This is a genomic window from Gordonia liuliyuniae, assembly GCF_021739025.1.
In the GTDB taxonomy this organism is placed as follows: Bacteria; Actinomycetota; Actinomycetes; order Mycobacteriales; family Mycobacteriaceae; genus Gordonia; species Gordonia liuliyuniae.
Genome location: NZ_JAKKOT010000003.1, coordinates 446818 through 473729 on the forward strand (window position 1 = coordinate 446818; position 26912 = coordinate 473729).

The window sequence follows — 26912 nt, forward strand, 5'->3', positions numbered from 1 at the left end:
GAGTCACCCTCGGAACAGGAACGGCGAGTTGACGCCCCAGAACGCGAGCGTCAGAGCGAGATCGAGAACCATGATCGTGACGAGGCTGGCCCGGACCGCTCGACCGGATGCGACGCCGACGCCCTCTGGCCCGCCTGCCGCGAAGAAACCCTTGTAGCAGTGGATGAGGGTGATCGCCACGATGAACGTGATGGTCTTGACGGTCGCGGCCAGCATGTCGGGGAAGTTCACGAACTGGTCGAAGTAGTGGGCGTAGGCGCCGCGGGATCCGCCCCGGGAGACGACGACGAACGCACTGCTCAGATAGCTGGCGACCAGCGCGACGAGGAACGTCGGGATGGTGGTGAGGACGCCCGCGATGACGCGTGTCGAGACGACGAACGACATCGAGTGCACGCCGATCACCTCGAGGGCGTCGATCTCCTCGCTGATGCGCATGGAGCCGATCTCGGCGGTCATGCGGCAGCCGGCCTGGATGGTGAAGGCGACAGCGGCGAGGATCGGAGCGAATTCGCGCGTGATCGCGAACGACGACACCGAACCGGTCACCGAGCCGAGGCCGACGAGGTCCAGAGTGCTGTCGGCGATGATCGCGACAGTCGCTCCGGCCGCGATGCCCAGACCCGCCATGAGCAAGGCCGTTCCGCCGCCGATGACGACGGCGCCACGACCCCACGTGAGGTCTGTGATCGTCCGGATGGTCTGTCGCGGATAGCGGAACGGCGTGACCGGGATGTACCGGACCGTCTGCCACAGGAACGTGAGGAACTGGCCGAGATAGGCGAGTGCGAGGTCGACGCCGTCCTTCGCTCGGATGAACCACCGAGCGAAGCCGGGTTCATACGTTGATGGAATGCCCAATGGATCCCCCGACCCGTCTGTCTCGTCTGCGGGAATCTGCTCCCGCGCCTGTCACGCCACGCAGTGTGTCGGCCGCCACCTCTGTGCGACGGTTGATTTCTACCACGGATGTAACACGAATGCGAAAAGTGTTTCATCAAGCGGGCTGGGTTCTGGGTTCCTGCGTCGATATCGAGGCATCGACTGTTGTGCGTCGACAGCTATGCGTCGACTGGGTGCGGCTCCGCGCGGCGGGGTTGGGTGAACGGCGTCTGGCCAGAGGGGCCGGAATGCAAGCACGGCACTGGGTGGGTACGCCGGGACGCGCGGAGGCGACGGGGCTGATGTCGCACGGTTCGAGTTGGTCGGAACCGGATGCCTCGCGTAGACTCGAACGTCGGTGCGTCGTGCGGTTTCCGCGTGTCCGTAACCGAGTGGCGACAGTCACTCGGCGAGGAGGAATCCGTAGTGCGTGCCACCGTACCGGAAGTCGAAGGATCCAGCCCGGAGTCGCGTAACGCGCGGCGCCGGAGAATCGCGGAGGACATGGCGAAGAAAGACGGAGCCATCGAGGTCGAGGGTCGAGTTGTCGAACCCCTGCCCAATGCAATGTTTCGCATTGAGCTGGAGAACGGACACAAGGTTCTCGCCCACATCAGTGGCAAGATGCGGCAGCACTACATCCGCATCCTGCCCGAGGATCGTGTGGTCGTGGAGCTCTCGCCCTACGACCTGGCCCGTGGACGAATCGTCTACCGGTACAAGTAACCCTCGAAGTTCAACAAGGAGAACGGTGACGTGAAGGTCAAGCCGAGCGTCAAGCCGATCTGCGAGAAGTGCAAAGTGATCCGCCGTAACGGCCGGGTCATGGTGATCTGCGAAAACCTGCGTCACAAGCAGCGTCAGGGCTGATCAACGCCCCTCTTCGGGTCGCTTGAGAAACACAACTGAACATCGCGAATGAACTTCTGGCACCAGTGTTCGCAGACGCGCGGACACCTACCCCCGGTGCAGAGGCCGGGGCCCGACATATGAGTTCGGGACGGACCAGAAGCAGACCTCTGAGAAATACGAAGGAATCGCCACATGGCACGTGTAGCTGGTGTGGATCTTCCCCGCGAAAAGCGGCTGGAGATCGCACTCACATACATCTACGGGGTGGGTCGCACCACTTCGAAAGAGATCCTCGCCGGAACCGGTCTCTCGGCCGACCTCCGCGCGAAGGATCTGACCGACGCAGACGTTTCGAAACTGCGTGAATACATCGAGGCATCGGTGAAGGTGGAGGGCGACCTCCGCCGCGAGGTGCAGGCCGACATCCGTCGCAAGATCGAGATCGGCTGCTACCAGGGTCTGCGGCACCGTCGCGGCCTGCCGGTCCACGGTCAGCGCACCAAGACCAACGCCCGCACTCGCAAGGGACCGAAGAAGACCATCGCCGGGAAGAAGAAGTAATGCCTCCGAAGTCACGTAGCGCAGGCCCCAAGAAGGGCACCCGCCGTCGCGATAAGAAGAACGTCCCGCTCGGCCACGCACACATCAAGTCGACGTTCAACAACACCATCGTCTCGATCACCGACCCCGAGGGCAACGTGATCAGCTGGGCCTCCTCCGGCCACGTGGGCTTCAAGGGCTCGCGCAAGAGCACCCCGTTCGCCGCGCAGCTCGCTGCCGAGAACGCGGCCCGCAAGGCGCAGGAGAACGGTGTCAAGAAGGTCGACGTATTCGTCAAGGGACCGGGTTCAGGTCGCGAGACCGCCATCCGTTCGCTGCAGGCAGCCGGCCTCGAGGTCGGCACCATCTCCGACGTGACCCCGCAGCCGCACAACGGCTGCCGCCCGCCCAAGCGGCGCCGGGTCTAAGCGGGAAAGGAAGAGATAAACAATGGCTCGCTATACCGGCCCCGCAACTAAGAAGTCTCGTCGACTCCGCGTCGACCTCGTCGGTGGAGACGCATCGTTCGAGCGTCGCCCGTACCCGCCCGGCCAGCACGGCCGCGCGCGGATCAAAGAATCCGAGTACCTGCTCCAGCTGCAGGAGAAGCAGAAGGCTCGCTTCACCTACGGCATCATGGAGAAGCAGTTCCGCCGCTACTACGAAGAGGCGAACCGTCGCTCCGGCAAGACCGGCGACGTGCTGCTCCAGATCTTGGAGACCCGTCTCGACAACGTCGTCTACCGTGCAGGCATCGCCCGCACGCGTCGTCAGGCCCGCCAGATGGTCAGCCACGGCCACTTCACCGTCAACGGTGTTCGCGTGGACGTGCCCAGCTACCGCGTCAGCCAGTACGACATCATCGACGTTCGTCCGAAGTCGCTGCAGACCACGCCGTTCCAGATCGCCAAGGAGACCATCGGCGATCGACCGACCCCGGCTTGGCTGCAGGTGGTTCCCTCCACGCTGCGCATCCTCGTGCACTCGGTGCCCGAGCGTGCTCAGATCGAGGTCCCGCTGACCGAGCAGCTCATCGTCGAGTTCTACTCCAAGTAACCCCTCGGGGGACTCCGTCCCCCGAGTGCCCCCGGACAAGAACCCGCGTTGGCGAGTTGAGTGCCTGGCTTTCCAGTTGGGCTCCGTCTCTAGGCTTGGGTTTGAAATCCGGACATACGCTTGGAGTTAAAGAACTTGAACGGCGAGCCGTTCACACAGAAAAGACCCAAACAGCAGCGAGATGCTGTTTGGTTTCCGCTTCCAGACCGTCAAATAGCGGGCGGTCACGAAGGAGACACACCCTCAATGCTCATCTCACAGCGACCTTCACTGTCTGAAGAGGTCATCGCCGAGGACCGGTCGAAGTTCATCATCGAACCGCTCGAACCGGGATTCGGCTACACCCTCGGCAACTCGCTGCGGCGCACGCTGCTGTCGTCCATCCCGGGCGCGGCAGTGACCAGCATCCGCATCGACGGCGTTCTGCACGAGTTCACCACCGTCCCCGGAGTCAAGGAAGATGTCACCAACATCATCCTGAACCTCAAGGGACTCGTCGTGAGCTCCGAAGAGGACGAGCCGGTCACCATGTACGTCCGCAAGCAGGGTCCGGGAGCCGTCACCGGCGCCGACATCGTGCCGCCGGCAGGCGTCACCGTCCACAACCCGGACCTGCACATCGCGACCCTCAACGACAAGGGCAAGCTCGAGATCGAGCTCGTCGTCGAGCGGGGCCGCGGTTACGTGCCCGCCGTGCAGAACAAGGCGTCCGGCGCCGAGATCGGCCGCATCCCGGTCGACTCGATCTACTCGCCGGTCCTCAAGGTGACCTACAACGTCGAGGCCACCCGCGTCGAGCAGCGCACCGACTTCGATCGTCTGGTGCTCGACGTGGAGACCAAGAACTCCATCACCGCGCGCGATGCACTCGCCTCCGCCGGTAAGACCCTGGTCGAGCTCTTCGGCCTGGCTCGGGAGCTCAACGTCGAGGCAGAAGGCATCGAGATCGGACCCTCGCCCGCCGAGGCCGACCACATCGCTGCGTTCACGCTGCCGATCGAGGATCTGGAGCTGACCGTTCGTTCGTACAACTGCCTCAAGCGCGAGGGTGTTCACACCGTCGGCGAGCTGGTCGCACGCACCGAATCGGATCTGCTCGACATCCGCAACTTCGGACAGAAGTCGATCGACGAGGTGAAGGTGAAGCTCCACGGTCTGGGACTGGCCCTCAAGGACAGCCCGGCCAGCTTCGACCCGTCGCAGGTCGCCGGTTACGACCCGGCCACCGGCACATGGACGGACGAGGCGTCGTACGACGCCGACTCCGGTGAGGATTTCGCGGAGACCGAACAGCTCTAAGGGGCTGCTAGAACCACTACGACTTTCGGTCTGCAGATCGCAAGTCCCCTCCTAGGAGAGAGAAATGCCCAAGCCCACAAAGGGTGCCCGCCTCGGCGGGTCGGCCAGCCACCAGAAGGCGATCTTGGCGAACCTCGCCACGGCGCTCTTCGAGCACGGCCGCATCACCACCACCGAAGCGAAGGCCAAGCGGCTCCGTCCGTACGCCGAGAAGCTCATCACCCACGCGAAGGCAGGCGCGCTCGCCAACCGTCGCCAGGTGCTGAAGGACATCCGCGACAAGGATGTCGTTCACACGCTGTTCGCCGAGATCGGCCCGCACTTCGCCGAGCGCGATGGCGGCTACACGCGCATCATCAAGACTCTGCCGCGCAAGGGCGACAACGCCCCCATGGCAGTGATCGAGCTGGTCCGCGAAGCCACCGCGTCGAACGAGGCCAACCGCGTCGCACGTGCCGCGGCGTCCAAGAAGAAGGCTGCCGAAGGCGACAACGTCGTCGAGGCCGTCGAGGCCGAGGCGACGGACGCACAGGTCGAGAACGCCGAAGCGGTCGCTGAGGCCGTCGACGACGTGTCGACCGCAGCTGTCGTCGCCGACGCCGACGCTCCGGCAGGCTCGCACGCTCCGATCGAGGGCGACGAGCAGCCGGAGGGCTTCCCGATCAAGGGCAACGCCCAGTCGAAGCTGTACCACCGCCCGGGCACTCGTTTCTACGAGTCGACCGTCGCGGAGATCTGGTTCGCCACTGAAGCGGACGCAGAGGCAGCAGGCTACTCGCTGCCGCCGTCGCAGCAGGAAGACTGATCCTGCCAGACACGGCACTGCCCGCCCCCGTCACCGACGAGGGCGGGCAGTGCCGTCTCCGATTGACGATCGGATACGACGGCACCGACTTCTCCGGTTGGGCGACCCAACCCGGCAGGCGCACCGTGTGCGAGACGATCGAGACCACTCTCGCGACCATTCTCCGCGCCCCGGTGCGACTGACGGTCGCGGGCCGAACAGACGCAGGCGTCCACGCGTCCGGTCAGGTGGCGCACTGTGACGTGCCCGTCGCCTCACTGGCGACCCGCTCGATCGACGGCGACCCGACCCGACTCGTCCGCAGGCTCGCCAAGATGCTTCCCGATGACGTCCGCGTCAAAGCCGTCGACGCCGTCTCGGACGACTTCGACGCCCGCTTCGCGGCCCTCGCCCGCACCTACGAGTACCGACTGGCCGATGCCCGGTGGGGCGCCGAACCCACGCTGGCCCGCACCACCGCGGACTGGCCGCGCGCACTCGACGTCGACGCCATGAACGCGGCGTCCGCGAGACTGGTCGGCCTCAACGACTTCGCCGCCTTCTGTCGCTACCGTCCCGGATCGACGACGATCCGCGAACTCCAGGCATTCACGTGGCGGCGCGACGAGCACGACGTCCTCATCGCGGTGGTCCGCGCCGACGCCTTCTGCTGGTCGATGGTCCGTTCCCTCGTCGGCGCGGTCGCCGTGGCCGGCGACGGGCGTCGCGACCTCGACTGGTGCGCGTCGCTGCTCACCGAGAAGACGCGTTCCGCGCAGGTGCCCGTCGCGCAGGCCCGCGGCCTGAGCCTCGTGCACGTCGCGTACCCGCCGCCCGAGGAATGGGCCGCACGTGCCGAACGCACGCGCGACGTCCGCGACGAGGCCGACCTCGACGGCGGCTGCTGCGGCGACTGAACTCCGCCCTGCCCGGTTGGCGGCCGGACCTGCCCTCACGCGCGATACAGTTCCGCGTACCGGCCGTCCGCGTCGACGAGTTCGACGTGCGAACCGGACTCGATGACCCGGCCGCCCTCGACGACGAGGATCCGGTCCGCGTCACGGATCGTCGCCAGCCGATGAGCGATCACGATCGCAGTGCGTCCGGCGAGCGCTTCGGACAACGCGAGTTGGACCTGCGCCTCGGACGTCGCATCCAGGTGTGCGGTCGCCTCGTCGAGGATCACCACGCGCGGACGGGCCAGCAGCACACGGGCGATCGTCAACCGTTGGCGTTCGCCGCCGGAGAAGCGGTAGCCGCGTTCGCCGACGATCGTGTCGAGCCCGTCGGGGAGGGCCGCGATCACACCGTCGAGCCGAGCCCGGCGCAAGACCTCCCACAGCTCGTCGTCGCTCGCGTCCCGGCGGGCGAGACGGACGTTGGCCCGCACCGTGTCGTGGAACAGGTGTCCGTCCTGAGTCACCATGCCGACCGTCGCGTGCAACGATGCCGCGTCGAGTTCGCGCACGTCCACTCCACCGATGCGGACCGCTCCGGAGTCGACGTCGAACAGCCGGGGGATGAGACCGGCGATCGTCGACTTGCCCGCACCTGACGTACCGACCAGTGCGACCGTCTGCCCCGGCTCCACGGTGAACGACACGTCGTGCAGCACACGGCCGGCGGGTCGTGGATCGAGGACGGCGACCTCTTCCAGCGACGCCAGCGAGATCTGCGCGGCCGACGGGTACGAGAACGAGACCCCGTCGAACTCAACCCCTACCGGGCCGGTCGGGGCGGGGCGGGCGTCCGCGCGGTCCCGGATGAGGGGTTCGAGGTCGAGGACCTCGAAGACCCGCTCGAAGCTCACGATCGCGCTCATCGCTTCCACCCGGGTGTTGGCGAGTGCGGTGAGCGGCGCGTACAGCCGGGTCAGCAACATGGCCAACGACACGATCGTGCCCGTCTGAATCTGCCCGTGAAGAGCGAGCACACCGCCGATCCCGTAGACGAGCGCCAACGCCAGCGCGGACACCAGCATCAGGGCGAGATAGAAGACCTCCTGCACCATCGCCGATCGCACACCGATGTCGCGGACACTGCCCGCCCGCTCGGCGAACTCGGTGGACTCGCGATCCGCGCCGCCGAACAACTTGATCAACGTCGCTCCCGGGGCGCTGAAGCGTTCGGTCATGCGATCGCCCATCGCCGCGTTGTGCCCGGCGCGCGTCCGCTGCATCTGGGCGAGGCGAGCGCCGAAGCGTCGCGCGGGCCACAGGAAGATCGGCAGGAGGATCAACGTCGCGAGGGTGATCGGCCAGGACAGGCTCAGCATCGCGACCAGGGCCAGCAGCAGTGTGACGGTGTTGCTGATGACGCCCGAGAAGGCATCGCTGAACGCCCGTTGCGCGCCGATCACGTCGTTGTTCAGTCGGCTCACCAGCGCGCCCGTCCGGGTGCGACTGAAGAAGGCGACCGGCATCGTCTGAACGTGGTCGTAGACGGCGGTCCGCAAATCGTAGATCAGATGCTCGCCGATCGTCGCCGACAGCCAGCGCTGGACGACCCCGAACCCGGCTTCGGCGACGGCGACCACCGCGATGACCGACGCCAGCCACACGACGACCGACACCGACGCCGAGCGCGTGATCGCGTCGATGACGCGGCCCGCGAGCAGCGGCGTCGCGACGGTCAGGATCGCGATCACCACACTGACCACCGCGAATCCGGCGAGCCGGCGCCGGTGCGGTGCGGCGAACCGCGCGATCCGTCGTAGCAGCGCCGGGTCGATCCGGCCGCGGTCGGTGGTCGCGTTCATCGCCGCGTGCATCGTTGTCCATGCCGTCGTCTCCATGCTCATGACTCGAGCTTGAAACATCAACTAAGGTTTAGGTCAAGTCCTCGTCTCGGAAAGGTGTATCGCTGATGACCGATCGGCCCGCGTGGAACAGCCGGGAGCTGACCGTCGGCGAACTGTCCGCGCGCAGCGGCGTCGCCGTCTCGGCGCTTCACTTCTACGAGAGGGAGGGGCTGATCGACGCACGTCGGACGAGTGGCAACCAGCGGCGATACCGGCGCGACACGCTGCGTCGGGTGGCTCTGATCAGGATCGCGCAGCGCGTCGGCATTCCACTGGCCGACATCCGCGACGCGCTGGCGCGACTGCCGGAGGGGCGCACGCCGACGGCTCGCGATTGGACGCGGCTGTCGGAGGGGTGGCGCGACGAACTCGATCAACGGATTCACCGGCTGCAGCAGTTGCGTGACGACTTCAACGGGTGCATCGGCTGCGGCTGCCTGTCCCTGGAACGGTGCGCGTTGGCGAATCCGCACGACGAGTACGGGCGTCACGGCGACGGTCCGCGACGTCTCCTCGAATCGTGATGCTGGGTGGTACGAGTGAGACGGGCGTGCGATTGCTCGCGCGCCCGTCTCGTGGGGTGGAGAGGCTGGGAGGGAGTCTTACGCCACCGTTCGGGATATCGTTCGTATCTAGAACGAAACATAAGCTACTGTCGGGTACCTAGTCAAGCAGTGGAGTCGGTGGAGGGTGCAGTGTCGCGAACGGTCGGCGGGGGCAGGCCCCGGGACGGTCGGATCGATGACGCGGTCCTCGACGCGGCGCGCGAACTGCTCAGCGAGGTCGGCTACAACGGGCTGACGCTCACCGAGGTCGCGGCGCGTGCAGGCACGTCGGTTCCGGCGATTCGTCGACGGTGGCCGGGCAAGGCGCATCTGGTCCATCACGTGGTGTTCCCGACCGCGGTGGCGGTGCCGCCGCGGAATCCGACCGCGACGCTCGCCGACGAAGTCGAGGCGATCGTCGACGCCTGTGCCGCGATCTTCTCCGATTCGGCCATGCGCCGGGCCATCCTCGGGCTGATCAGCGACCTGGGGCCGCAGGCGGACGTCAAGGCGCAGCTCACCGACGAACTCCGCGACATCGTCTGGCCGGACCTGACCGAGCGGCTGCAGGACGCTGCCGCTCGCGACGGCGTCGAGGTGTCGGAGGATCCGACCATGGTCATCGAGGTCGCCTTCGGCGGAACCCTCGCCGCGGTGCTCCTGCGGCGCAACGAGCGACTCGACGACGCGTGGCGCGACTCGATGCGGCGGACCCTACACGCGGTTCTCGCGGCTCGCGTGTGACTCTCACATGCGGCGGAACCCGTTCGAGAGTTCGGTGAGCAGTTCGGCGACGAGTTCGTTGGGTGTCGCGTCCACGCGGAGCACTGCCGATACCGGGAGCGTGAAGTTCAGACTGCGTCGGCACGCGATACCGGGCTGCAGCGGATCCTCGTAGAGGAGAGTCCACGCAGTCGGATGGTTGATGAGCTCGAACGCGACGGAGTGGCCCTCGCGGATCTCCGGACCGTAGGTGACCTCGGCGTCCGCGCGCACGAACGCGCGGTCGACGAGTCGATGCAGCAGTACTTGGCGGTCCGCGGGCGGCAGGATCAGCGGGTAGGAGGCGAGGTCGGCGGGGCTGGGCGCCTGCCCGCCTGCCGCCAGCGGATGGCGGGAGCTGAACGCGATGACCGGCTGGTCCACCCAGAGCGGATCGAGGTACAGGCCGTCCCGGTCGACGCTGCCGCGGATCAGTGCGAGGTCGGCCTCACCGGACGCGACGGCATCGATGCGCTGAGTGAACGGTTTGATCAGGAAGTCGATCTCGGCCTCCGGATTGCGTTCGCGGACCGCCGACACCGCGGTCAGCGCGGCGCCGGCGAACGACATGTTGGCGGCGATGCGGACACGGTCCGGTCGCGGGGACGTCGCGGCGATCGCGTCGTCGCGCAGCGCGAGCAGATCTCGCGCGTAGGGGACGAGCGTCTCGCCCGCTTCGGTGAGTCGGACGCGTCGCTGCGAACGGTCGAAGAGTTCGGTCGCCAACTCACGTTCGAGGGCCGCCACCTGGTGGCTGATGGCCGACTGCGAGACGAAGCACCGGTGCGCTGCACGGGAGAACCCACCGGTCTCGGCGACCGCGACCACATACTCGAGCTGACGAAACTCCATTCCAGCATTCTATGAATAGAACAGATCGTAAGTACAAGAGAATGCCTGTTCGCTGACCTTGTTGATCGATCTGAGTTCTAGCAACCTGGTGGGAGAGGCACACCGACTCGAGAGGAGCAGGGAACATGCGCAGGACCGACGTGGTGATCATCGGATCGGGTTTCGGCGGGCTCGCCGTCGCGAAGCGTCTGGCGAAGTCGAAGATCGACACGCTGCTGATCTCGGCGACCGACGAGCACCTGTTCCAGCCGCTGCTGTATCAAGTGGCGACCGGAGTGTTGCCGACCGAGGAGATCGCGCCGAACATCGGCGACGTCCTCGAGTCCAAAGAGTCCGTGTCGGTGGTCCGCGGGTACGTGACCGACATCGACGTCGATCGCAAGGTCGTCACCTACCGCACCGACGACGGTGACGAGCAGGTCGGCTACGACCGTCTCGTCGCCGCTGCCGGCGTCGCGCAGGGATACTTCGGGCACGACGAGTGGGCCGACCGCACATTCTCGTTGAAGTCGCTCGACGACGCCGTCGCCTTGCGCGCCCACTTGCTCGAGTGCTTTGCCGCGCCCGCCGACGACGCCGAGGCGCACACCTTCGTGGTGGTCGGCGGCGGTGCGACCGGCGTCGAGATCGCCGGGCAGATCCGCGAGTTGAGCACCCGCCACTTCACCGAGGTGCCCGCCGTCGTCTATCTCGTCGAGGGCGCGGGCGACCTGCTTCCCGTGTACGGCGGCAAGCTGTCGGCGTTCGCCCGAAAGACGTTGGAGAAGACGGGCATCGAGGTTCTCACCGACACCTTCGTCACCGATATCGACGGCGTCGAGGTCACCGTCCACAGCGGCGACGAGGATCGCGTGTTGCGCGCGGCGACCATCGTGTGGTCCGCGGGTGTGCAGGCGACCGGACTGGCCGGAGTCCTCGCCGAGGTGACGGGCTGCGCCACCGATCGCGCGGGCCGACTTCTGATCGACGACGACCTCACGGTCGGCGACCGGGACGACGTCTTCGCCATCGGTGACATGACGAGCCTGAAGGGCTACCCGGGGCAGAGCCCGGTCGCCATGCAGCAGGGCCGTCACGTCGCCGACGTGATCCGCGGGAAGAAGGCCGCGGGCACCGAGTTCGTCTACCTGGACAAGGGCAGCATGGCCGTCGTCAACCGGCACAACGCTGTCGTCGACGCTCCGTTCGGCATCAAGCTGACCGGCGTGCTCGGCTGGTTCACCTGGTTGGCCGTCCACCTGTTCTACCTGGTCGGATTCCGGAACCGGGTGGCCGCGATCGCCTCCTGGTTCAAGGCCTTCGCCGGCCGTGCCAGGCCCGGCTTCGCCCAGGTCGCGGCGGCCGCGCCGGCGAGCGAGTCGCCCCGCCGGCCGCGTGGCGCAGAGAGAGCCGCCTGAGGTCAGCCGCTCTCGTGCCGCATGGCCTGGAGGTCGCCCCGATGCGTCTCCAGGCCGCTGCACGTCGCCGCCTCACCCCTCGAAAGGCGGATGACGTCGCAGCACGGTGCCGCCGAAGTCGTCGGCGATCGTCGCGGCCAGTTCGACGAAGGCTCGACGAGTGCGCTTGCCGAGAAGTTCGAGATCGATGTCGGCGCCTTCCGCGAGATGATCGTCGAACGAGATCTCGTGGACGGCGCGGCAGCGCGTCAGGAAATGCCTGGTCAGGTCGTCGACGTCGATCGACGACGCACCCGGTCGTGCAGAACTGAGGACGACGACGCTGCGCGCGATCAGGTGCCCGAACCCGTGGCCGCCGAGCCAGTCGAGGGTGGCGCCTGCGCTGCGTGCTCCGTCGAGCGCAGGCGAGCTGACCAGAACGATCGCGTCGGCGAGATCGAGTACACCGCGCATCGCGCTGTGACTCATACCGGTGCCGCAGTCGGTCAGAATGATGTTGTAGAACCGCTGCAGGATCGACATGACCCCGCGGTACTCGTCCTCGTCGAACGCTTCAGCGGCGGCCGGATCCCGCTCGGACGCCAGGACTTCCAGTCGGCTCGGCGCCTGCGAGGTATGGGCGCGAACGTCCGAGTAGCGGGCGACGACGGGGTCGGCCAGCAGGTCCCGGACGGTGGACTGCGTCTGTAGTGGCACGCGTTGGGCGAGCGTGCCGAGATCGGGGTTGGCGTCCACCGCGATCACCCGGTCGCCGCGCAGCGAGGCGAACGTCGAACCCAGCCCGATCGTCGTGGTGGTTTTGCCGACGCCGCCTTTGAGCGAGAGCACGGCGATCCGGTAGTCGCCGCGGACCGGTTGGCGGACGTGGTCGAGCAGGTCACGGTATTCCAGTTCCGCCGACGACTCGCCGGGGTTCACGGCACCCCCGCTCAACGTGTGGACGGCTCGGCGCCAACCTCGGACCGGCGGGCGTCGTGCCTTGCGGATCAACCCGACCTCGTCGAGCGCGGGACCCGACCGCTGCCCGGACGGTCGGGGCTGAACGGGCCGCTGTCGCAGGGGCGGTGGCTGAGCGGGTTGTCGCGGGGCGGACTGGGGCGGGGAGGACTGGGACGGGGAGGGTTGGGGCGGGACGGGTTGGGGTGCAGGACGGTAGACCGGTGTCGGCGCGGCTGCCTGCTGCGGCCCCACGCCGTGCTGGGCGAGTGGCGGTCGCGGGGGGACCGCAGGTGTGGGCGGCGGCACGATCCCCGACAGGTCGACTTCGCCGACCGGTGCGTCGTCGGCGTCGTCGACCTGCCCGGGTCGTGGTCCGACCAGCTGTGGTCCGACCAGCGGTGGTCCGACCAGCCACGGCGGAGTGTCGGCGTCGTACGGGCCGGTGCCGCCGGGCGTGGCGATGTCGGTGGTCATGGCGGGTCCCTTCGCTGCGGCTGGGTGAGCGTGCTCTGACGCGGTGGAGCCGAACGCTACGCCTGCCGTCAGGCGACTCGCCCGAAAGAAGATCGATGGAACCGAAAGCGGTCGGCGTGCGTCTGACCTTTCATGGAGACCGAGAAAACACCTGGACAGGCTGACCCAGACCACGTGAACCCAGACCACGTGAACCCAGACCACGTGAACCCAGACCACGTGAACCCAGACCACGTGAACCCAGACCACGTGAACCCAGACCACGTGAACCCAGACCACGTGCAGCCCGAAGGCGTCACCACGGTGCGTTCGCGCGGCGGCGGGATCGCCGTGACCTGTACGCCGACCGGGCTGCCGGTCGCGATGAGACTCGAACCGGCACAGTGCAGGCGCGATCCGTCCGACCTCGCCGCCGACATCCTCGCGCTGTGTCGTCTCGCGGGCGTCACCGCCGGAGTGCGGCGTCGGACGACGCTGGCCGCCGACGGCGTGTCCGAGGAGACGCTCGCGCTGTTGGGCCTGCCGTCACGCGCCGACCTCCTCGCCTCGGAGGACGCCGCGGACGCGGGTCGGGCGCGCACCGCGAGGAGTCGGCGATGAGCGTGATGGACGAGGTGCAACGCACGGCCGAACGGCAACTCGACATGCTCGAAGACGTCCAACGCAAGCTGAACGCGCTGACCGTCCAGGAGACCGGCGACGACGGACGCGTGATCGTGCACGTCGACGTGTCGGGCGCGATGACCGGACTGCAGTTGGCGCCGGGGGCGGGGAACGGGCGGCCCGCGGCACTGGCCGATGCGATCGTGCGGACAGCGGTGCGCGCCGCGACCCAGGCGTTCGCCGAGCGTGCCGAGATCATGTCGGAGTTCGTCGCCGAGTTCGCCGAGTTCGCCGACCTCACCGGCGAGTCGGTGGAACCGAACAGCCCGTCGCTGCGTCCAACCTTTCGAGAGCCGGTAACAGAGGGGGAGTCATGAGTGGTCAGGTCGATGTGGTGCCCGCAGGGATCGCGGCGTTCGGAGCGATGTCAGGAACTCTGGGCGCGGCGACCGCCGGGGCGATGACGGTCGACGCAGCTCAGGCCGCGATGCTGGCGGCGGCGTTCGGCCTCATCGGTCAGGAGTTCCTCGCCGCGTACGCGGTCGCCGAGACCAACCATCTGCAGGCCGTGGGGCGTCTCGCAGCGGTGCACACGGGCACAGCCGCTGCGACGGCCGCCGGTCTCGCCGGGTTCTCGGCCGCCGACGAGGCCGCCGCCACCGGCGTGAGCTCACGATGACCGTCTGCGACGAGCCCGCGGCGTCGACCGCGACGGGCTCCACCGGCGGCGTCACGATGGGACAGGTGCTGGAACCGACGGGGCTCACCGCCTTCCTGGACACACCCGTCGCCGACGTGCTGACCGACCTCGGATTGCCGTCGTTGACCGCGCCGTCGAGCATCGGCCTTCCCGACCTGTCCGAATTCGACCTGCCCGCCGTGCCGACCCTGCCCGGACTGGACCCGACCGCGCTGGTCAAACCGATCGTCGACCTCCTCGGCACGTTCGGATCGGGAAGCCTGTCGGGGGCGGCGAACCCGGTGGAATCGTTGGGGAGCCTCGCCGGGCTGCTGCAGTCTGGTGCGTCGACGATCCTGAGTGCGATCTCGAGCGTCGGAACCGACTGGACGGGGAAAGCGGCTACCGCAGCGGTCGGCACCGCGACACGGACCGCAGGCCAATCGGAGCAGATCGCCGCGCAGGGGACGGCGATGGCCGCCGATGTGCAGACAGCCGCCGCGATCGTCGCGGCGGGCACGGCCGCCCTACAGGGCGTCGTCGCGAAGACCGTCGGACTGCTCGCGGCCGCAGCGCCGACGCTGGTGACGCCGGCCGGCCAGGTCGCGGCCCTGGGCATCGCCGCCGAAGGTCTCACGGAAGGACTCGCAGTCGTCGCCGACACCCGCGCGCAGCTCACTGCGCCGACCGCCCACATCAGCGCGGTCGGCACCCCGGTGGCGGTGTCGGACGCGCCGACCGCGCTGTCTGGAGACACCTTGTCGTCGCTGCTGCAGAAGGCCGGTCCGCTGTTCGACGCAGGCGTCCAGGTCGTCGGCGGTCTGCTCGGTGTGAGCGACGGCTCGACGGGAACGACCGGCACGACGGGAACGACCGGCACGACGGGAACGACTGGGACCACGGGAACGACTGGCGCACCCTGCTGCGCGGCGTGTGAACCGTCGACAACCAGCCCTGCTGCCACTACGACCACCGGTCCGACGACCACCACGTCGACCGGATCGGACACGACAGCGTCGAAGACGACCATGCGGCCGGCTGCCACCGTCAATGCGAGTGGCGCAGTGCCGAGCGTCGCCGCCGCCGAACCACCGATCGAGTTGGCCGATCGGCCGACAACCACCAACGCCTCGGTCGCCCCGGACACCACGACGTCCTCGTCGACGACGTCCGTCTCGCCTGTCTCCTCCGGGGTGGTGGGCGGCGGAGCACCGATGGCGCCCGTCGCGGCGATGGGTGCGGCGCGCTCCGCCGAGAGCAGCGGTCTCCGACTCGCCGACCCGGCGGCCGTCGTCGCCGAACCGGCCGAAGCCGACCCCGCCGACGAACTGTCGGCGCTGCTCGCGCAACCGTTCGGGGTCGATGTCGGACTCCGCCTCGACACGGTGCGCACAGACCTCGCCGGATCCGTCTGATCCGGCACAGAGAGAAGGAGATCGTATGACGACAGGACTCAACGTCGACCTCGGCGCCTCCCAGGCGTCGACGGCGTCGATCAAAGGGATCGTGGGCGAGATGCAGGGGATCATCAGCCGGATCCAGTCGGCGGCCGGCACCGGGCAGAGCACCTGGGACGGCAAGGCGTCCAACGCCTTCGGCGGATCGCACGCCGACTGGCACGGGACCGCAACCAGACTGCAGCACGCGCTCGACGAGATCGAGGCGAAGCTGACGACCGGCTTCCGCGGATACGACGACGAAGACGCGACGGCGGCCACGATGGTCGGCGGCTCGGGCAACGGGACGCTGGCGCTGTAAGCGTCGCAGATTCAACGATCAGAGGGGGAGAACCACATGTCCGGAGTGATCCGTTACAACTTCGCCGGGCTCGACACGCTGTCGGGTGACCTGCGAGGCCAGTTCCAGCGACTCGAAGAGCTGTCGGGGCAACTGAAGAAGCAGGTGACCGCGTTGGCCAGCCATTGGGATTCCGGTGGTGCGGTGTCGTACCAGCAGGCGCAGGCCCAGTGGGACCGGCTGTTCGGCGACGCACGGACCCGACTCGACAGCCTCGGCGTCGGCGTGCAGCGTGCGGCGACGCAGATGCGTGAGACCGACCTGCGCGTCAGCCGTACCTTCGGCGCCTGACCAGCGGTGCCTGACCGCCGGTGCTGCATTCGTCGGGGGATGCGGCGCAGGCATCGGGCTCGGCGCGGCCGGGCAGACGGATCACGTCTGCCCGGTGTGGCCGTTCAACAGGGTCGCGAAGTCCGTCACCGGGCCCAGATCGTTGCTGCGACCGCTGCGGCGAGGAGCAGACCCGGCGTCGGTGGGGCCGCCGAATCCGGCGACTACTCCGTCGGACACGAGACGTTGTGCCAGTTCGGCTCCCGCCCGTGAGATGCGGTCGCCGAGCTCGGGCGCCCCGAAGTCGTCGGTCGCCGCGAACACACCCGTCGGCAGCACATCGGCCCGCAGATAGGCGAGCAGAGGACGGATCGCGTGATCGATCACCAACGAGTGGCGCGCGGTGCCCGCGGTGGCTGCCGCGAGAACCGGAACCCCGGTGATCGCATCGGGGTCGAGCGTGTCGAAGAACATCTTGAAGATGCCGCTGTACGACGCGGTGAACACAGGGGTCGCGACGATCAACCCGTCGGCGTCGGCCACCACGTCGTGCGCCGCACGCACCTCGGCGGACGGCACACCCGAGGTGATCGCGGTCGCCAGGTCCCGAGCGAGCGGGGACACGTCGATGTAGTCGATCTGCACCTGCTCGCCGCGCGCCGACACCGCGGCGTCGACGGCGCCTGCCAGCTGCTCGGCCAACAGTTTGGTCGATGACGCCGCCGACACTCCGGCGTTGACGACCACCACTCGCCGCGTCATCGGTCGGCTCCCGCGGCGACGGCCTCATTCGGGATCACTCGGCGGTGTGCGCTGTCCGGGCCTGCCGCGACGAGACTTGCGTGCGTCGGCGGGTCGGACGGCACATGCGACGGACGACGACGCTCGAACTCGGCGCGCAGCGTCGGCACCACGTCGCGACCCAGCATCTCGACCTGCTCCAACACCAGTTCGAGCGGCAAGCCCGCATGGTCGAGGAGGAACAGTTGGCGCTGGTAGTCACCCGCATAGTCGGCGAAGGTCAACGTCTTGGCGATGACCTGCTCGGGTGTGCCGACCGTCAGCGGTGTCATCTCGGCGAACTCCTCCAACGACGGACCGTGCCCGTACACGGGTGCGTTGTCGAAGTACGGCCGGAAACGTCGCTTCGCCTCGGCCTCGGTTCCGGCCATGAACACCTGGCCGCCGAGACCGACGATCGCCTGGTCGGCGCTCCCGTGACCGTAGTGTTCGAAGCGCTGCCGGTACAGATTCACCATCTGTTCGGTGTGCTCGGTATTCCAGAAGATGTTGTTGTGGAAGAACCCGTCGCCGTAGAAGGCTGCCTGTTCGGCGATCTCCGGAGACCGGATCGAACCGTGCCACACGAACGGCGGGGTGGCGTCGAGGGGCGCCGGGGTCGACGTGAATCCCTGCAGCGGCGTACGGAACTCGCCCTGCCAGTCGACCGAGTCCTCCCGCCACAGACGCCGCAGCAGGTGGTAGTTCTCGACGGCCATCGGGATGCCCTTGCGGATGTCCTTGCCGAACCACGGATACACGGGGCCGGTGTTACCTCGGCCCAACGTCAGATCGATCCGGCCGTCGGACAGATGCTGCAGCATCGCGTAGTCTTCGGCGATCTTCACCGGATCGTTCGTGGTGATGAGTGTCGTCGCCGTCGACAGCTTGAGCGTCTCGGTACGTGCGGCGATCCAGCCGAGCAGCGTGGTCGGCGAACTCGGTACGAACGGCGGGTTGTGGTGCTCGCCGGTCGCGAAGACGTCCAGTCCGACCTCCTCGGCCTTGAGCGCGATGGCGGTGATCGCGTTGATCCGCTCGTGCTCGCTGATCGTGGTTCCGGTGGTGGGGTCGGCGGTCAGATCGCCGACGCTGAAGATCCCGAACTGCATTGACCTCTCGCTTTCCTGTGCGCTCCGCGTTGTGTCCGAGCGTGTCATCGAGCATAACCGGACCGTGGTCCGATTAATTCCTCGAGTCAGGCCGGTGTGTCGACGGATGCTCCTCGAGCCCGGTGAATACTGTCGTCTCGCGTCAGTGTTGGCAATGCGGTCGGACACTTGAGGTCGATGCGATAGGTTCGCATCAGTTTTGAACTACGAAAGGGGCCACGCCTTGACTGAAGTGCAGCCCAGGAGCGGTGCCGCGAGGGAGTCGTGGACCAGTAACAGCGGCTTCATCATGGCGGCGATCGGTTCCGCGGTGGGCCTCGGCAACATCTGGCGGTTCCCCGGTGTCGCGTACGAGAGCGGCGGCGGCGCGTTCCTCATTCCGTACCTGATCGCGCTGCTGTCGGTCGGTATACCGGTGCTGTTCCTCGATTACGCGATCGGCCACCGATATCGCGGCGCGCCGCCGCTCGCCTTCCGGCGCATGAAGCGCAAAGCGGAGGGGATGGGCTGGTTCCAGGTGGGACTGCTGTTCGTCATCTCCGTGTATTACGCGGTGATCATCGCCTGGGCGCTGAGCTTCTTCTACTTCTCCTTCGGCACCAAGTGGGGCGACGACCCAGCGGAATTCTTCACCGGCGAGTACCTCAAGCTGCCCGATGAGGTCGGCGTCTCATCGGAACTGGTCGCAGGCGTCGCGTGGCCGCTCGTCGGAGTCTGGGTCGCCATCGTCGCAGTGCTGGCGATGGGCGTCGCTAAGGGCGTCGAGAAACTCAACGTCTTCGGAATCCCGCTTCTGGTGATCGGCTTCGGCGCGTTGGTGATCCGGTCGGTGACCCTCCCCGGCGCCTCCGACGGTCTGAACGCACTGTTCACCCCGGACTGGAACGCGCTCGGCGACCTCTCGGTGTGGATCGCCGCGTATGGCCAGATCTTCTTCTCCATGTCGATCGCATTCGGCATCATGATCTCGTATGCGTCGTACCAGCGACGCAAGGCGAACATGACGTCGTCGGGGCTCGTCGTGGGGTTCGCGAACTCGTCGTTCGAACTCCTCGCGGGCATCGGGGTGTTCTCCGCCCTGGGTTTCCTCGCGCACCAGTCCAACATTCAGGTAGGCGAGCTGGAAGGCCTGACCGGTCCGATCCTCTCCTTCGTCACGTTCCCCGCCGTCATATCGGAGATGCCGGGCAGCGCGCTGTTCGGCGCCCTCTTCTTCGGGGCACTGGTGATCGCGGGCTTCACATCCTTGGTCTCCATCGTCCAAGGTGTCTCCGCGGCCGTTCAGGAGAAGTTCGGTCTCAACCGTCGAACGGCGGCAGTCACGGTCGGCGTCGTCGCCGCGATCATCTCCTTCGCGCTGTTCTCGACGACCACCGGCCTCTACACCCTGGACACTGTCGACGCCTTCTCGAACAACGTCGGGATCGTGTTCTCCGCCATCGTGATGTGTGTGCTCTCGGTGTGGGTCATGCGCAATATCGAGGAGCTCCGCCTGCATCTGAGCGCCGTCTCGACGTTCAAGGTCGGCAAGTGGTGGGTGTTCGTGATCGGCCTGTACGCGCCGATCTTCCTGGGCATCATCTTGGTCGACAAACTCATCGACCTGATCACCGAAGGGTACGAGGGTTACCCGACCTGGTTCGTCGGAGTGTTCGGGTGGGGCACGCTCGTCCTGCTCGTCCTGTTCGCGATCGTCGGGCCGCTCTTCGCCTGGAAGGGGCGCGACGATCCGGGCTTCCGGCCGTGGCCCGAGTTGGGAGTCACGCAGAAAGCAAGCGTGAAGACTAAGGAGAATCAACGATGAGCACCACCGCGATCATCATGCTCGTTGTGGCGTCGCTGATCGTGTGGGGCGGCTTGGTCGCCAGCGTGATCTTCATTCGCCGGTACCCGGAAGTCGCCGACCTGCGCGACCCCGATGACCCCGCGCCGCTGGGCGACGGTGGTCCCGGCTCGTCCGGGTGACCGCGATACTCTGAAATCCTGGACACGGTACCGGTGGCCCTTCGACGGGTTGCCGGTACCGTTTGACTGTCAACGACGTAAAACCTGAGAGGGATCAGATGACAGCGCCTTCGGACGCCATGACCAGCCAGACCATCAACGGAGTCGAGTTCAAGGTCGCCGACCTGTCGCTCGCCGAGTACGGCCGCAAGGAGATTCGTCTCGCCGAGCATGAGATGCCGGGCCTGATGGAACTGCGTCGTGAATACGCCGACGTCGCACCGCTCAAGGGCGCGCGTATCTCCGGATCGCTGCACATGACCGTGCAGACCGCCGTCCTCATCGAGACGTTGACCTCGCTCGGCGCCGAAGTCCGCTGGGCCTCGTGCAACATCTTCTCCACCCAGGACGAGGCCGCGGCCGCGATCGTCGTCGGCCCGCACGGCACCGAGGACGCGCCCGCGGGCGTGCCGGTGTTCGCGTGGAAGGGTGAGAGCCTCGAAGAGTACTGGTGGGCAGCGGAGAAGATGCTCACCTGGCCGGCCGGCGCCGACGGCGAGCCGCGTCCCGCGAACATGATCCTCGACGACGGCGGCGACGCCACCATGCTCGTCCTGCGTGGCGCCGAGTTCGAGAAGGCCGGTGTCGTCCCGCCGACCGACGAGAGCCACCCGGCCGAGTACAAGGTGTTCCTGGAATTGCTGCGCAAGTCGCTGGCCGCCGACGCGGGCAAGTGGACGGCCGTCTCCGAGTCGGTACAGGGTGTCACCGAGGAGACCACGACGGGTGTGCTGCGTCTGTACCAGTTCGCAGCGGCGGGCGATCTCAGCTTCCCGGCGATCAACGTCAACGACTCGGTCACCAAGAGCAAGTTCGACAACAAGTACGGCACCCGCCACTCGCTGATCGACGGCATCAACCGTGGCACCGACGTCCTCATCGGCGGCAAGAAGGCCCTCGTCTGCGGGTACGGCGACGTCGGTAAGGGCTGCGCTGAGTCGCTTGCCGGTCAGGGCGCTCGCGTCCAGGTCACCGAGGTCGACCCGATCAACGCGCTGCAGGCCCTGATGGACGGCTTCGACGTCGTCACCGTCGATGACGCGATCGGCAACGCCGACATCGTCATCACCTCGACGGGCAACCTGGGCATCATCACTTTCGAGCAGATGACGAAGATGAAGAACCAGGCCATCCTCGGCAACATCGGCCACTTCGACAACGAGATCGACATGGCAGGCCTCGAATCCGCTGAGGGAATGACCCGGATCAACATCAAGCCGCAGGTCGACCAGTGGGTGTTCGAAGACGGACACTCGATCATCGTGCTGTCGGAGGGGCGTCTGCTCAACCTCGGCAACGCGACCGGCCACCCGTCGTTCGTCATGAGCAACAGCTTCTCGAACCAGGTCATCGCGCAGATCGAACTGTGGACCAAGAAGGACGAGTACGACAACGAGGTGTACCGCCTCCCCAAGCATCTCGACGAGAAGGTCGCCAAGATCCACGTCGAGGCGCTCGGCGGCACCCTGACCAAGTTGACCAAGGAACAGGCCGAGTACATCGGCGTCGACGTCGAAGGCCCGTACAAGCCCGAGCACTACCGCTACTGAGTCACCGGCCGGGGCAGATCGGATCGGCCGATCCGATCTGTGCCCCGCGTGCGAAACCTACCCCGCTGGGGGCGTGCATCGGTCTATGGCTCGGTGCTCGGTGCCAGCGGTGTAGGTTTCGTGGGCTCGCCGAATGTGAAAAGTCCCATTCCTACCCGAGCAGGTCGATGACGGCGGCGACCGCCGCGTCGTCGGCGGCGTGCGACCACGGCGACATCCAGCCGGTCGCGGCCAGATCCGAATACGCTCGATAGACGGCCGACTGCAGGTCGGCGTCGCGTTCGTAATGGTCGACCGGTCGGTCGGCGTCGGTGGCGGCCCGCCCGGACGCCCGCGTCATCGCGACCTCCGGCGGAACCCCGAGCAACAACTGGTGGTCGGGGGTCGGCAGGCGGAACCGGCCGAACTCGAGGCCGGTGACCCAGTCGACGACCGGCGACGCGCCGATCGGCTCGCCGAGGCGCGCCGCACTGTAGGCGGCGTTCGACGCGACGTACCGGTCGCACAGGACGAGGTCGTGGTCTCCGCACGCCGCTTGCAGTGCGGGGCCTGCGGCCGCGCGGTCGAGCGCGAACATCACGGCCATCCCGTACACACTGTCGGGCAGGTCCCCGTGCTCGCCGTGCAGGGCCTCCGACGCGAGGTCGGCGGTGATCGACTCGCCGTACCGGGGAAAGGTGAAAGTGGTGGTGCGGGCACCGCGTGCGGTCGCTGCGTCGTGGATACGGCCGACGATCGTTCTCTTGCCGGCTCCGTCAAGACCTTCGATTGCCACCAGGATGCCCACGGCTGACAGTCTACGGATTGACCGGCGGACCGCAGCGCAAGCAGTCGTCGGGGCTCCTTCGGCGAGTCGGAACCAGTTCGGGGAGTGGAGGTGACACCATGGGTTCCCATGAAGCCCCGCATCCTGGTCGTCGACGACGACGCTGCTCTCGCCGAGATGCTGACCATCGTGCTTCGCAACGAAGGTTTCGAGCCGTTCGTCGTCGGCGACGGGACGCAGGCCCTCACCGCGGTCCGTGAAGTACGCCCCGACCTGGTCCTGTTGGACCTGATGCTGCCGGGGATGAACGGGATCGACGTGTGTCGTGTGCTGCGTTCGGACTCCGGTGTCCCCATCGTCATGTTGACCGCGAAGTCGGACACCGTGGACGTCGTCCTCGGGCTCGAGTCCGGCGCCGACGACTACATGGTGAAGCCGTTCAAGCCGAAGGAACTCGTCGCGCGCATCCGTGCTCGGCTCCGTCGCACCGACGACGAACCCGCCGAGCTGCTCGCGATCGGACCGGTGCAGATCGACGTCCCGGCGCACAAGGTGACCCGCGACGAGGTGCCGATCTCGTTGACACCGTTGGAGTTCGACCTGCTCGTCGCACTCGCCCGCAAGCCGCGGCAGGTGTTCACGCGGGACGTTCTGCTCGAGCAGGTGTGGGGATACCGTCATCCGGCGGACACTCGGTTGGTGAACGTCCACGTCCAGCGTCTGCGCGCCAAGGTCGAGACCGACCCGGAGAACCCGGAGATCGTGCTCACGGTGAGAGGGGTGGGCTACAAGGCCGGTCCGCCGTGAACGGTCGGCGCCGGTTCAATCGGTCCATCGCACGACTTCAACGCGCGGCCCGCTCCGTCGGCCGCGCGTTCGGCGCGATGTGGTCGCGTTCGCTCCAGCTGCGGGTCGTCGTGTCGACGATGGTGTTGTCGATCGTGGTCCTGCTGGTCCTCGGATTCCTGCTCATCAGCCAGATCACCGGCAGCCTGCTCGACGCGAAGCAGGCGGCGGCCACCGAAGAGGTCGACCGTGCACGCGGAGCCGTCGAACGCATCCTGAGCTCATCCGACAGCAGCTCGTCCGCGCAGAACCTGATGGCTCGCGCCCGGGCCCTGTTGTCCGACGCAGACGCGGAGACCGCGCAGTCGCCGGGCGTCGGAACGTTCGACAGCGTACTGACCATCGGCGACCGCGGATCGGTCAGCGCGGGGCTGTCGGTAGGACCGATCGACGAGATCCCGCGGTCGCTGCGGTCGATGGTCGGCGGCGGACAGGTCGCCTACCAGTACACCTCCGTCGACCGCGACGGCGACACCGTGCCAGCGCTCGTCGTCGGCACCCCGGTGGAGTCACCGCTGCAAGACCTTGAGTTGTACCTCGTCTTCCCGTTGAGCGGCGAAGCGAACACCGTCGCCCTGGTCCGCGGCACCCTGCTGGTGGCGGGCATCGTCCTCCTCGGACTGCTCGCCGCGATCGCGTGGCTGGTGTCGCGGCAGGTCATCGCGCCGCTGCGGTCGGCGTCCCGCATCGCTGTGCGGTTCGCCGACGGCAGGCTCACCGAACGGATGCCGGTCAACGGCGACGACGAGTTCGCGCGGCTGGCCGTCAGCTTCAACGACATGGCGGAGAGCCTGTCGAACCAGATCACGCACCTGGAGGAGTTCGGCGGCCTGCAACGCCAGTTCACCAGCGACGTCAGCCACGAACTCCGCACCCCGTTGACGACGGTCAAGATGGCCGCCGACATCCTGTACGAGAGTCGTGACGAACTCGACCCGATGCAGCGACGATCGGTGGAACTGCTGTCGAAGGAACTCGACCGGTTCGAGACGCTGCTCACCGAACTCCTCGAGATCTCCCGCCACGATGCGGGCATGGCCGACCTCGCCGCGGAGCGGATGGACGTCGCGATCCCGATCGACGGTGCGGTGTCGACGGTGACCCACCTGGCCGCCGAATCGGACACCGAACTGATCGTCAATCTGCCCGCCGAGCCGGTGATCGCCGAGATCGATCCGCGCCGCGTGGAGCGCATCCTGCGGAACCTGCTCGCCAACGCGATCGACCACGGCGAACACCGACCCGTCACGCTCACGATGCGGTCCGACGGCGACGCCGTCGCGATCACCGTGCGCGATCAAGGGATCGGCTTGCGGCCGGGCGAGGAGAAGTTGGTGTTCAATCGGTTCTGGCGGTCGGACCCGTCGCGGGTGCGGCGCTCCGGCGGCACCGGCCTCGGGCTGGCGATCAGCATCGAGGACGCGCGCCTGCACGCCGGACGGTTGGAGGCCTGGGGCGAACCTGGACTCGGCTCGTGCTTCCGCCTGACGCTCCCGCTGTTGCGCGGACACAAACTGCTCGGCAGCCCGCTGCCGCTCAAGTCGACCACGGAGGTGAACAAGTGAAGCGCATCGCTCGCACTGTCGTCGCCTGCCTTCTCGTGGTCGCCACCGCGGTGTCGACCGGCTGTGTCGCAGTGCCCGATTCGTCGTCCCCGCAGCCGATCGAAGTGTTCGACCGGAAGGACCCGCTCAACGCCGTGCCCGTCCCGCGTCGCAGCGACGATCCGGAGACGCTGGCGCGCAATGTGCTCAAGGCGATGGCCGACCCGAGTTCCGGGCACCGGGCCGCACGCAAGTTCCTGACGACGGCGGCATCGGGCCGCTGGGACGACCAGGGGGACACGACCGTCGTCGACAATGTCGGCGTGGTCGTCGACGAACGCACCGAGGACGCCGTCCGGTTGCGGATCACCGCCGACAAGGTCGGCACGCTCACGCCGACCGGACAACTGCTTCCCGCGACGGGTCCGATGGTCGTGCCGCTGTCGTTGACCCGGGTCCGCGGAGCCTGGCGGATCGCAGGCGACCTGCCGCGCGGAGCCATCACCGATCGCGCGCAGTTCCTCACCGCGTACCGACAGGTGGATCTGTACTTCCCCGACCGCACCATGAGCCGACTGGTCACCGATCCGCGATGGATGTTCGGTCCGAGCCCGGTCGCGACCGACGTCGTCGGCATGCTGCTTCGCGGCCCGGCGTCCGACCTCGCCGGAGCGGTCGGCACGGGCGCGGACAAGGGCGCGACGCTGTCGGGGCCCGTCGTCGTCGACGGCGACACGGTCACCGTCGACGTGGAGAACGTGACCGACGACGACACCCGCAACCGGACGGTGCTCGCGGCACAGCTGATTTGGACGCTCAACGGTGCGGGGATCACCGGCACGTACGTGTTGAACGCCGACGGCGCCCCACTGGTCCCCGGGCACGACGGCGGGTGGCGGACCGCCGACGTCCAGTCGTTCGACGCCGATCCGGACAGCGGGCCGCCGCCGTTGCACCTGGTGTACGAGGGCGCGCTCGTCCGGTCTACGGCCGGGCACGCGATTCCGATTCCCGGACCGCTGGGCGCCACTCGGGAGGTGCGGGCCGCCGCAGTGACCGTCGACATGTCGCGGGCGGCAGCGGTCCTGGCACGTCGGTCGCGTGAAGTCCTGGTGGAGGGCCCGTACGGCGCACCTCCGGTCGAGGTCGCCGCAGGCCGGGAGGTGACGTCGCCGTCGTACGGCGCCGAGCCGAGCGAGGGGTACGCGATCGTCGACGGCAGGCCGATCCAGTGGTCGTTGGACGCCCAGGGGACCGCGGGCACCATCGACCTCGACGTCACCGAAGTGACTCAGAAGGCTCCGGGACCGATCACCGCGATGAGCGTCTCGCCCGACGGCGTGCGCGTCGCGCTCGTAGTCGCCGGGCGTCCGGTGCTGGCGGTCGTCTCGATCAACGAGCGCGGCATCCCGTCGTTGACCGGAGTGCGGCCCGCAGCCGTCGACATCGACACCGATGTCGACGACATCGCCTGGTCGGGCCCGTCGGTCCTGTACGCGGTGCGAGCGGGCACCGAGTCGCCGGTCATGCGGATAGCGCTCGCGGGCGGACCGTCCGTCGGGCTCGTGGCGGGCAACCTCAAACCGCCGCTGTCGTCGGTCGCGGCCAGCGAGGAGACCGTCTACGTCGGCGACACCCAGGGTGTGCAACAACTGGGCATCGGCGCCGGTCGGCCGGACCAGTACTGGACGGGAGTGAGCCCCGACATGGATTCGGGCACCGTGCCGGTCGTTCCCGCGGGCTGAACCCGCGCTCGCCCTGTGGATGGCGCGGCTGACG

The 26912-nt window shown here is 67.5% G+C and carries 30 protein-coding genes; 23 read left to right on the forward strand and 7 right to left on the reverse strand.

The window, feature by feature from the left end:
- Positions 1-3: 3 nt before the first annotated feature.
- A complete protein-coding gene (locus L5G28_RS06815; RefSeq protein WP_237000858.1) occupies positions 4-861 on the reverse strand; it encodes an MlaE family ABC transporter permease in 858 nt (285 codons plus the stop codon).
- A 525-nt stretch (positions 862-1386) separates the two neighbouring features.
- On the opposite strand from L5G28_RS06815, the gene infA reads away from it, so the two are divergent.
- From infA to truA, 8 genes are all read left to right on the forward strand, one after another.
- A complete protein-coding gene (gene infA / locus L5G28_RS06820) occupies positions 1387-1608 on the forward strand; it encodes a translation initiation factor IF-1 (RefSeq protein ID WP_007616247.1) in 222 nt (73 codons plus the stop codon).
- Positions 1609-1638: 30 nt separating this feature from the next.
- Entirely contained in the window at positions 1639-1752 is a 114-nt protein-coding gene (gene rpmJ, locus L5G28_RS06825; RefSeq protein WP_026917227.1) for a 50S ribosomal protein L36, read from the forward strand.
- Between the two features lie 174 nt (positions 1753-1926).
- The gene (gene rpsM, locus L5G28_RS06830) at positions 1927-2295 is read left to right on the forward strand and encodes a 30S ribosomal protein S13 (RefSeq protein ID WP_236996265.1); all 369 of its coding nucleotides are present in this window, start codon (positions 1927-1929) and stop codon (positions 2293-2295) included.
- Entirely contained in the window at positions 2295-2702 is a 408-nt protein-coding gene (gene rpsK / locus L5G28_RS06835) for a 30S ribosomal protein S11 (RefSeq protein ID WP_006895581.1), read from the forward strand. The genes rpsM and rpsK overlap by 1 nt, the downstream gene beginning before the upstream one ends.
- A 22-nt stretch (positions 2703-2724) precedes the next feature.
- Entirely contained in the window at positions 2725-3330 is a 606-nt protein-coding gene (rpsD, locus tag L5G28_RS06840) for a 30S ribosomal protein S4 (protein ID WP_236996266.1), read from the forward strand.
- Between the two features lie 246 nt (positions 3331-3576).
- Positions 3577-4629, forward strand: a complete 1053-nt coding sequence (locus L5G28_RS06845) for a DNA-directed RNA polymerase subunit alpha (RefSeq protein ID WP_236996267.1) — start codon at positions 3577-3579, stop codon at positions 4627-4629.
- A 64-nt stretch (positions 4630-4693) separates the two neighbouring features.
- Positions 4694-5434 carry a 50S ribosomal protein L17, sunset domain variant gene (gene rplQ / locus L5G28_RS06850; RefSeq protein ID WP_237000859.1) on the forward strand — a complete coding sequence of 247 codons (741 nt, stop codon included), beginning with the start codon at positions 4694-4696 and terminating at the stop codon, positions 5432-5434.
- Positions 5435-5496: 62 nt separating this feature from the next.
- Positions 5497-6330 (forward strand): tRNA pseudouridine(38-40) synthase TruA, encoded by an 834-nt coding sequence (gene truA / locus L5G28_RS06855; RefSeq protein ID WP_372477189.1) that lies wholly within the window; start codon positions 5497-5499, stop codon positions 6328-6330.
- A 35-nt stretch (positions 6331-6365) separates the two neighbouring features.
- On the opposite strand, the gene L5G28_RS06860 is transcribed toward truA, so the two are convergent.
- The gene (locus tag L5G28_RS06860; protein WP_237000860.1) at positions 6366-8213 is read right to left on the reverse strand and encodes an ABC transporter ATP-binding protein; all 1848 of its coding nucleotides are present in this window, start codon (positions 8211-8213) and stop codon (positions 6366-6368) included.
- Between the two features lie 65 nt (positions 8214-8278).
- Between L5G28_RS06860 and soxR the strand changes: the two genes are divergently transcribed.
- Both soxR and L5G28_RS06870 read left to right on the forward strand, forming a co-directional pair.
- Complete coding sequence (gene soxR, locus L5G28_RS06865) at positions 8279-8737, forward strand: redox-sensitive transcriptional activator SoxR (RefSeq protein WP_237000861.1); 459 nt, start codon at positions 8279-8281, stop codon at positions 8735-8737.
- Between the two features lie 171 nt (positions 8738-8908).
- A complete protein-coding gene (locus L5G28_RS06870) occupies positions 8909-9502 on the forward strand; it encodes a TetR/AcrR family transcriptional regulator (RefSeq protein ID WP_237000862.1) in 594 nt (197 codons plus the stop codon).
- A 3-nt stretch (positions 9503-9505) separates the two neighbouring features.
- Here the strand turns inward: L5G28_RS06870 and L5G28_RS06875 are convergent, their stop codons facing one another.
- Entirely contained in the window at positions 9506-10372 is an 867-nt protein-coding gene (locus L5G28_RS06875; protein WP_237000863.1) for a LysR family transcriptional regulator, read from the reverse strand.
- Positions 10373-10497: 125 nt separating this feature from the next.
- Between L5G28_RS06875 and L5G28_RS06880 the strand changes: the two genes are divergently transcribed.
- Positions 10498-11769 carry an NAD(P)/FAD-dependent oxidoreductase gene (locus L5G28_RS06880; protein ID WP_237000864.1) on the forward strand — a complete coding sequence of 424 codons (1272 nt, stop codon included), beginning with the start codon at positions 10498-10500 and terminating at the stop codon, positions 11767-11769.
- A gap of 72 nt (positions 11770-11841) precedes the next feature.
- Here L5G28_RS06880 and L5G28_RS06885 read toward each other — a convergent pair whose 3' ends face one another.
- Positions 11842-13254, reverse strand: coding sequence for a MinD/ParA family ATP-binding protein (locus L5G28_RS06885; RefSeq protein WP_443669973.1), 1413 nt, complete (start codon positions 13252-13254; stop codon positions 11842-11844).
- A gap of 102 nt (positions 13255-13356) precedes the next feature.
- On the opposite strand from L5G28_RS06885, the gene L5G28_RS06890 reads away from it, so the two are divergent.
- Genes L5G28_RS06890 through L5G28_RS06915 form a run of 6 tightly spaced genes read left to right on the forward strand, consistent with a single transcriptional unit; the run spans position 13357 to position 16552 of the window.
- Positions 13357-13782: a hypothetical protein gene (locus L5G28_RS06890; RefSeq protein WP_237000866.1), complete on the forward strand. Its 426-nt coding sequence runs from the start codon at positions 13357-13359 to the stop codon at positions 13780-13782.
- The gene (locus L5G28_RS06895) at positions 13779-14162 is read left to right on the forward strand and encodes a YbaB/EbfC family nucleoid-associated protein (RefSeq protein WP_237000867.1); all 384 of its coding nucleotides are present in this window, start codon (positions 13779-13781) and stop codon (positions 14160-14162) included. The genes L5G28_RS06890 and L5G28_RS06895 overlap by 4 nt, the downstream gene beginning before the upstream one ends.
- A complete protein-coding gene (locus tag L5G28_RS06900; RefSeq protein WP_237000868.1) occupies positions 14159-14464 on the forward strand; it encodes a type VII secretion target in 306 nt (101 codons plus the stop codon). Before L5G28_RS06895 ends, L5G28_RS06900 begins: the two co-directional genes overlap by 4 nt.
- On the forward strand, positions 14461-15879 hold the full coding sequence (locus L5G28_RS06905; RefSeq protein ID WP_237000869.1) for a hypothetical protein: 1419 nt from the start codon (positions 14461-14463) through the stop codon (positions 15877-15879). The genes L5G28_RS06900 and L5G28_RS06905 overlap by 4 nt, the downstream gene beginning before the upstream one ends.
- A gap of 25 nt (positions 15880-15904) precedes the next feature.
- Positions 15905-16222 carry a WXG100 family type VII secretion target gene (locus L5G28_RS06910; protein ID WP_237000870.1) on the forward strand — a complete coding sequence of 106 codons (318 nt, stop codon included), beginning with the start codon at positions 15905-15907 and terminating at the stop codon, positions 16220-16222.
- Positions 16223-16258: 36 nt separating this feature from the next.
- A complete protein-coding gene (locus tag L5G28_RS06915) occupies positions 16259-16552 on the forward strand; it encodes a WXG100 family type VII secretion target (protein ID WP_236996280.1) in 294 nt (97 codons plus the stop codon).
- A gap of 81 nt (positions 16553-16633) precedes the next feature.
- On the opposite strand, the gene L5G28_RS06920 is transcribed toward L5G28_RS06915, so the two are convergent.
- Together L5G28_RS06920 and L5G28_RS06925 are read right to left on the reverse strand one after the other, a co-directional pair.
- The gene (locus L5G28_RS06920; RefSeq protein WP_237000871.1) at positions 16634-17293 is read right to left on the reverse strand and encodes a CE1759 family FMN reductase; all 660 of its coding nucleotides are present in this window, start codon (positions 17291-17293) and stop codon (positions 16634-16636) included.
- A complete protein-coding gene (locus L5G28_RS06925; protein WP_236996282.1) occupies positions 17290-18423 on the reverse strand; it encodes an LLM class flavin-dependent oxidoreductase in 1134 nt (377 codons plus the stop codon). The genes L5G28_RS06920 and L5G28_RS06925 overlap by 4 nt, the downstream gene beginning before the upstream one ends.
- Before the next feature lie 223 nt (positions 18424-18646).
- Here L5G28_RS06925 and L5G28_RS06930 point away from each other — a divergent pair, with 223 nt between their 5' ends.
- The 3 genes from L5G28_RS06930 (at position 18647) to ahcY (ending at position 21977) form a co-directional block, all read left to right on the forward strand.
- Positions 18647-20227: a sodium-dependent transporter gene (locus L5G28_RS06930; protein WP_237000872.1), complete on the forward strand. Its 1581-nt coding sequence runs from the start codon at positions 18647-18649 to the stop codon at positions 20225-20227.
- Positions 20224-20388, forward strand: a complete 165-nt coding sequence (locus L5G28_RS06935) for a methionine/alanine import family NSS transporter small subunit (protein ID WP_236996284.1) — start codon at positions 20224-20226, stop codon at positions 20386-20388. Before L5G28_RS06930 ends, L5G28_RS06935 begins: the two co-directional genes overlap by 4 nt.
- Before the next feature lie 98 nt (positions 20389-20486).
- Positions 20487-21977: an adenosylhomocysteinase gene (gene ahcY / locus L5G28_RS06940; protein WP_237000873.1), complete on the forward strand. Its 1491-nt coding sequence runs from the start codon at positions 20487-20489 to the stop codon at positions 21975-21977.
- A 151-nt stretch (positions 21978-22128) separates the two neighbouring features.
- On the opposite strand, the gene L5G28_RS06945 is transcribed toward ahcY, so the two are convergent.
- Entirely contained in the window at positions 22129-22764 is a 636-nt protein-coding gene (locus L5G28_RS06945; RefSeq protein WP_237000874.1) for a dTMP kinase, read from the reverse strand.
- A 108-nt stretch (positions 22765-22872) separates the two neighbouring features.
- Here L5G28_RS06945 and mtrA point away from each other — a divergent pair, with 108 nt between their 5' ends.
- The 3 genes from mtrA to L5G28_RS06960 are packed head-to-tail and all read left to right on the forward strand — an operon-like array spanning position 22873 to position 26878.
- The gene (gene mtrA, locus L5G28_RS06950; protein ID WP_236996287.1) at positions 22873-23550 is read left to right on the forward strand and encodes an MtrAB system response regulator MtrA; all 678 of its coding nucleotides are present in this window, start codon (positions 22873-22875) and stop codon (positions 23548-23550) included.
- Positions 23547-25154 carry an MtrAB system histidine kinase MtrB gene (gene mtrB, locus L5G28_RS06955; RefSeq protein ID WP_308191952.1) on the forward strand — a complete coding sequence of 536 codons (1608 nt, stop codon included), beginning with the start codon at positions 23547-23549 and terminating at the stop codon, positions 25152-25154. The genes mtrA and mtrB overlap by 4 nt, the downstream gene beginning before the upstream one ends.
- On the forward strand, positions 25151-26878 hold the full coding sequence (locus tag L5G28_RS06960; protein WP_237000875.1) for an LpqB family beta-propeller domain-containing protein: 1728 nt from the start codon (positions 25151-25153) through the stop codon (positions 26876-26878). The genes mtrB and L5G28_RS06960 overlap by 4 nt, the downstream gene beginning before the upstream one ends.
- Positions 26879-26912: the final 34 nt, after the last annotated feature.

Excerpts from the sequence above, each read along its gene's own strand:
- soxR (WP_237000861.1), top strand. The coding sequence starts at position 8,279 with ATGACCGATCGGCCCGCGTGGAACAGCCGGGAGCTGACCGTCGGCGAA.
- L5G28_RS06875 (WP_237000863.1), bottom strand. The coding sequence starts at position 10,372 with ATGGAGTTTCGTCAGCTCGAGTATGTGGTCGCGGTCGCCGAGACCGGT.
- rplQ (WP_237000859.1), top strand. The coding sequence starts at position 4,694 with ATGCCCAAGCCCACAAAGGGTGCCCGCCTCGGCGGGTCGGCCAGCCAC.
- L5G28_RS06880 (WP_237000864.1), top strand. The coding sequence starts at position 10,498 with ATGCGCAGGACCGACGTGGTGATCATCGGATCGGGTTTCGGCGGGCTC.
- L5G28_RS06935 (WP_236996284.1), top strand. The coding sequence starts at position 20,224 with ATGAGCACCACCGCGATCATCATGCTCGTTGTGGCGTCGCTGATCGTG.
- mtrA (WP_236996287.1), top strand. The coding sequence starts at position 22,873 with ATGAAGCCCCGCATCCTGGTCGTCGACGACGACGCTGCTCTCGCCGAG.
- L5G28_RS06860 (WP_237000860.1), bottom strand. The coding sequence starts at position 8,213 with ATGAGCATGGAGACGACGGCATGGACAACGATGCACGCGGCGATGAAC.
- L5G28_RS06925 (WP_236996282.1), bottom strand. The coding sequence starts at position 18,423 with ATGCAGTTCGGGATCTTCAGCGTCGGCGATCTGACCGCCGACCCCACC.
- L5G28_RS06910 (WP_237000870.1), top strand. The coding sequence starts at position 15,905 with ATGACGACAGGACTCAACGTCGACCTCGGCGCCTCCCAGGCGTCGACG.
- L5G28_RS06895 (WP_237000867.1), top strand. The coding sequence starts at position 13,779 with ATGAGCGTGATGGACGAGGTGCAACGCACGGCCGAACGGCAACTCGAC.
- infA (WP_007616247.1), top strand. The coding sequence starts at position 1,387 with ATGGCGAAGAAAGACGGAGCCATCGAGGTCGAGGGTCGAGTTGTCGAA.
- L5G28_RS06845 (WP_236996267.1), top strand. The coding sequence starts at position 3,577 with ATGCTCATCTCACAGCGACCTTCACTGTCTGAAGAGGTCATCGCCGAG.
- L5G28_RS06915 (WP_236996280.1), top strand. The coding sequence starts at position 16,259 with ATGTCCGGAGTGATCCGTTACAACTTCGCCGGGCTCGACACGCTGTCG.
- L5G28_RS06905 (WP_237000869.1), top strand. The coding sequence starts at position 14,461 with ATGACCGTCTGCGACGAGCCCGCGGCGTCGACCGCGACGGGCTCCACC.
- rpsK (WP_006895581.1), top strand. The coding sequence starts at position 2,295 with ATGCCTCCGAAGTCACGTAGCGCAGGCCCCAAGAAGGGCACCCGCCGT.
- ahcY (WP_237000873.1), top strand. The coding sequence starts at position 20,487 with ATGACAGCGCCTTCGGACGCCATGACCAGCCAGACCATCAACGGAGTC.
- rpsM (WP_236996265.1), top strand. The coding sequence starts at position 1,927 with ATGGCACGTGTAGCTGGTGTGGATCTTCCCCGCGAAAAGCGGCTGGAG.
- rpsD (WP_236996266.1), top strand. The coding sequence starts at position 2,725 with ATGGCTCGCTATACCGGCCCCGCAACTAAGAAGTCTCGTCGACTCCGC.
- L5G28_RS06900 (WP_237000868.1), top strand. The coding sequence starts at position 14,159 with ATGAGTGGTCAGGTCGATGTGGTGCCCGCAGGGATCGCGGCGTTCGGA.
- L5G28_RS06920 (WP_237000871.1), bottom strand. The coding sequence starts at position 17,293 with ATGACGCGGCGAGTGGTGGTCGTCAACGCCGGAGTGTCGGCGGCGTCA.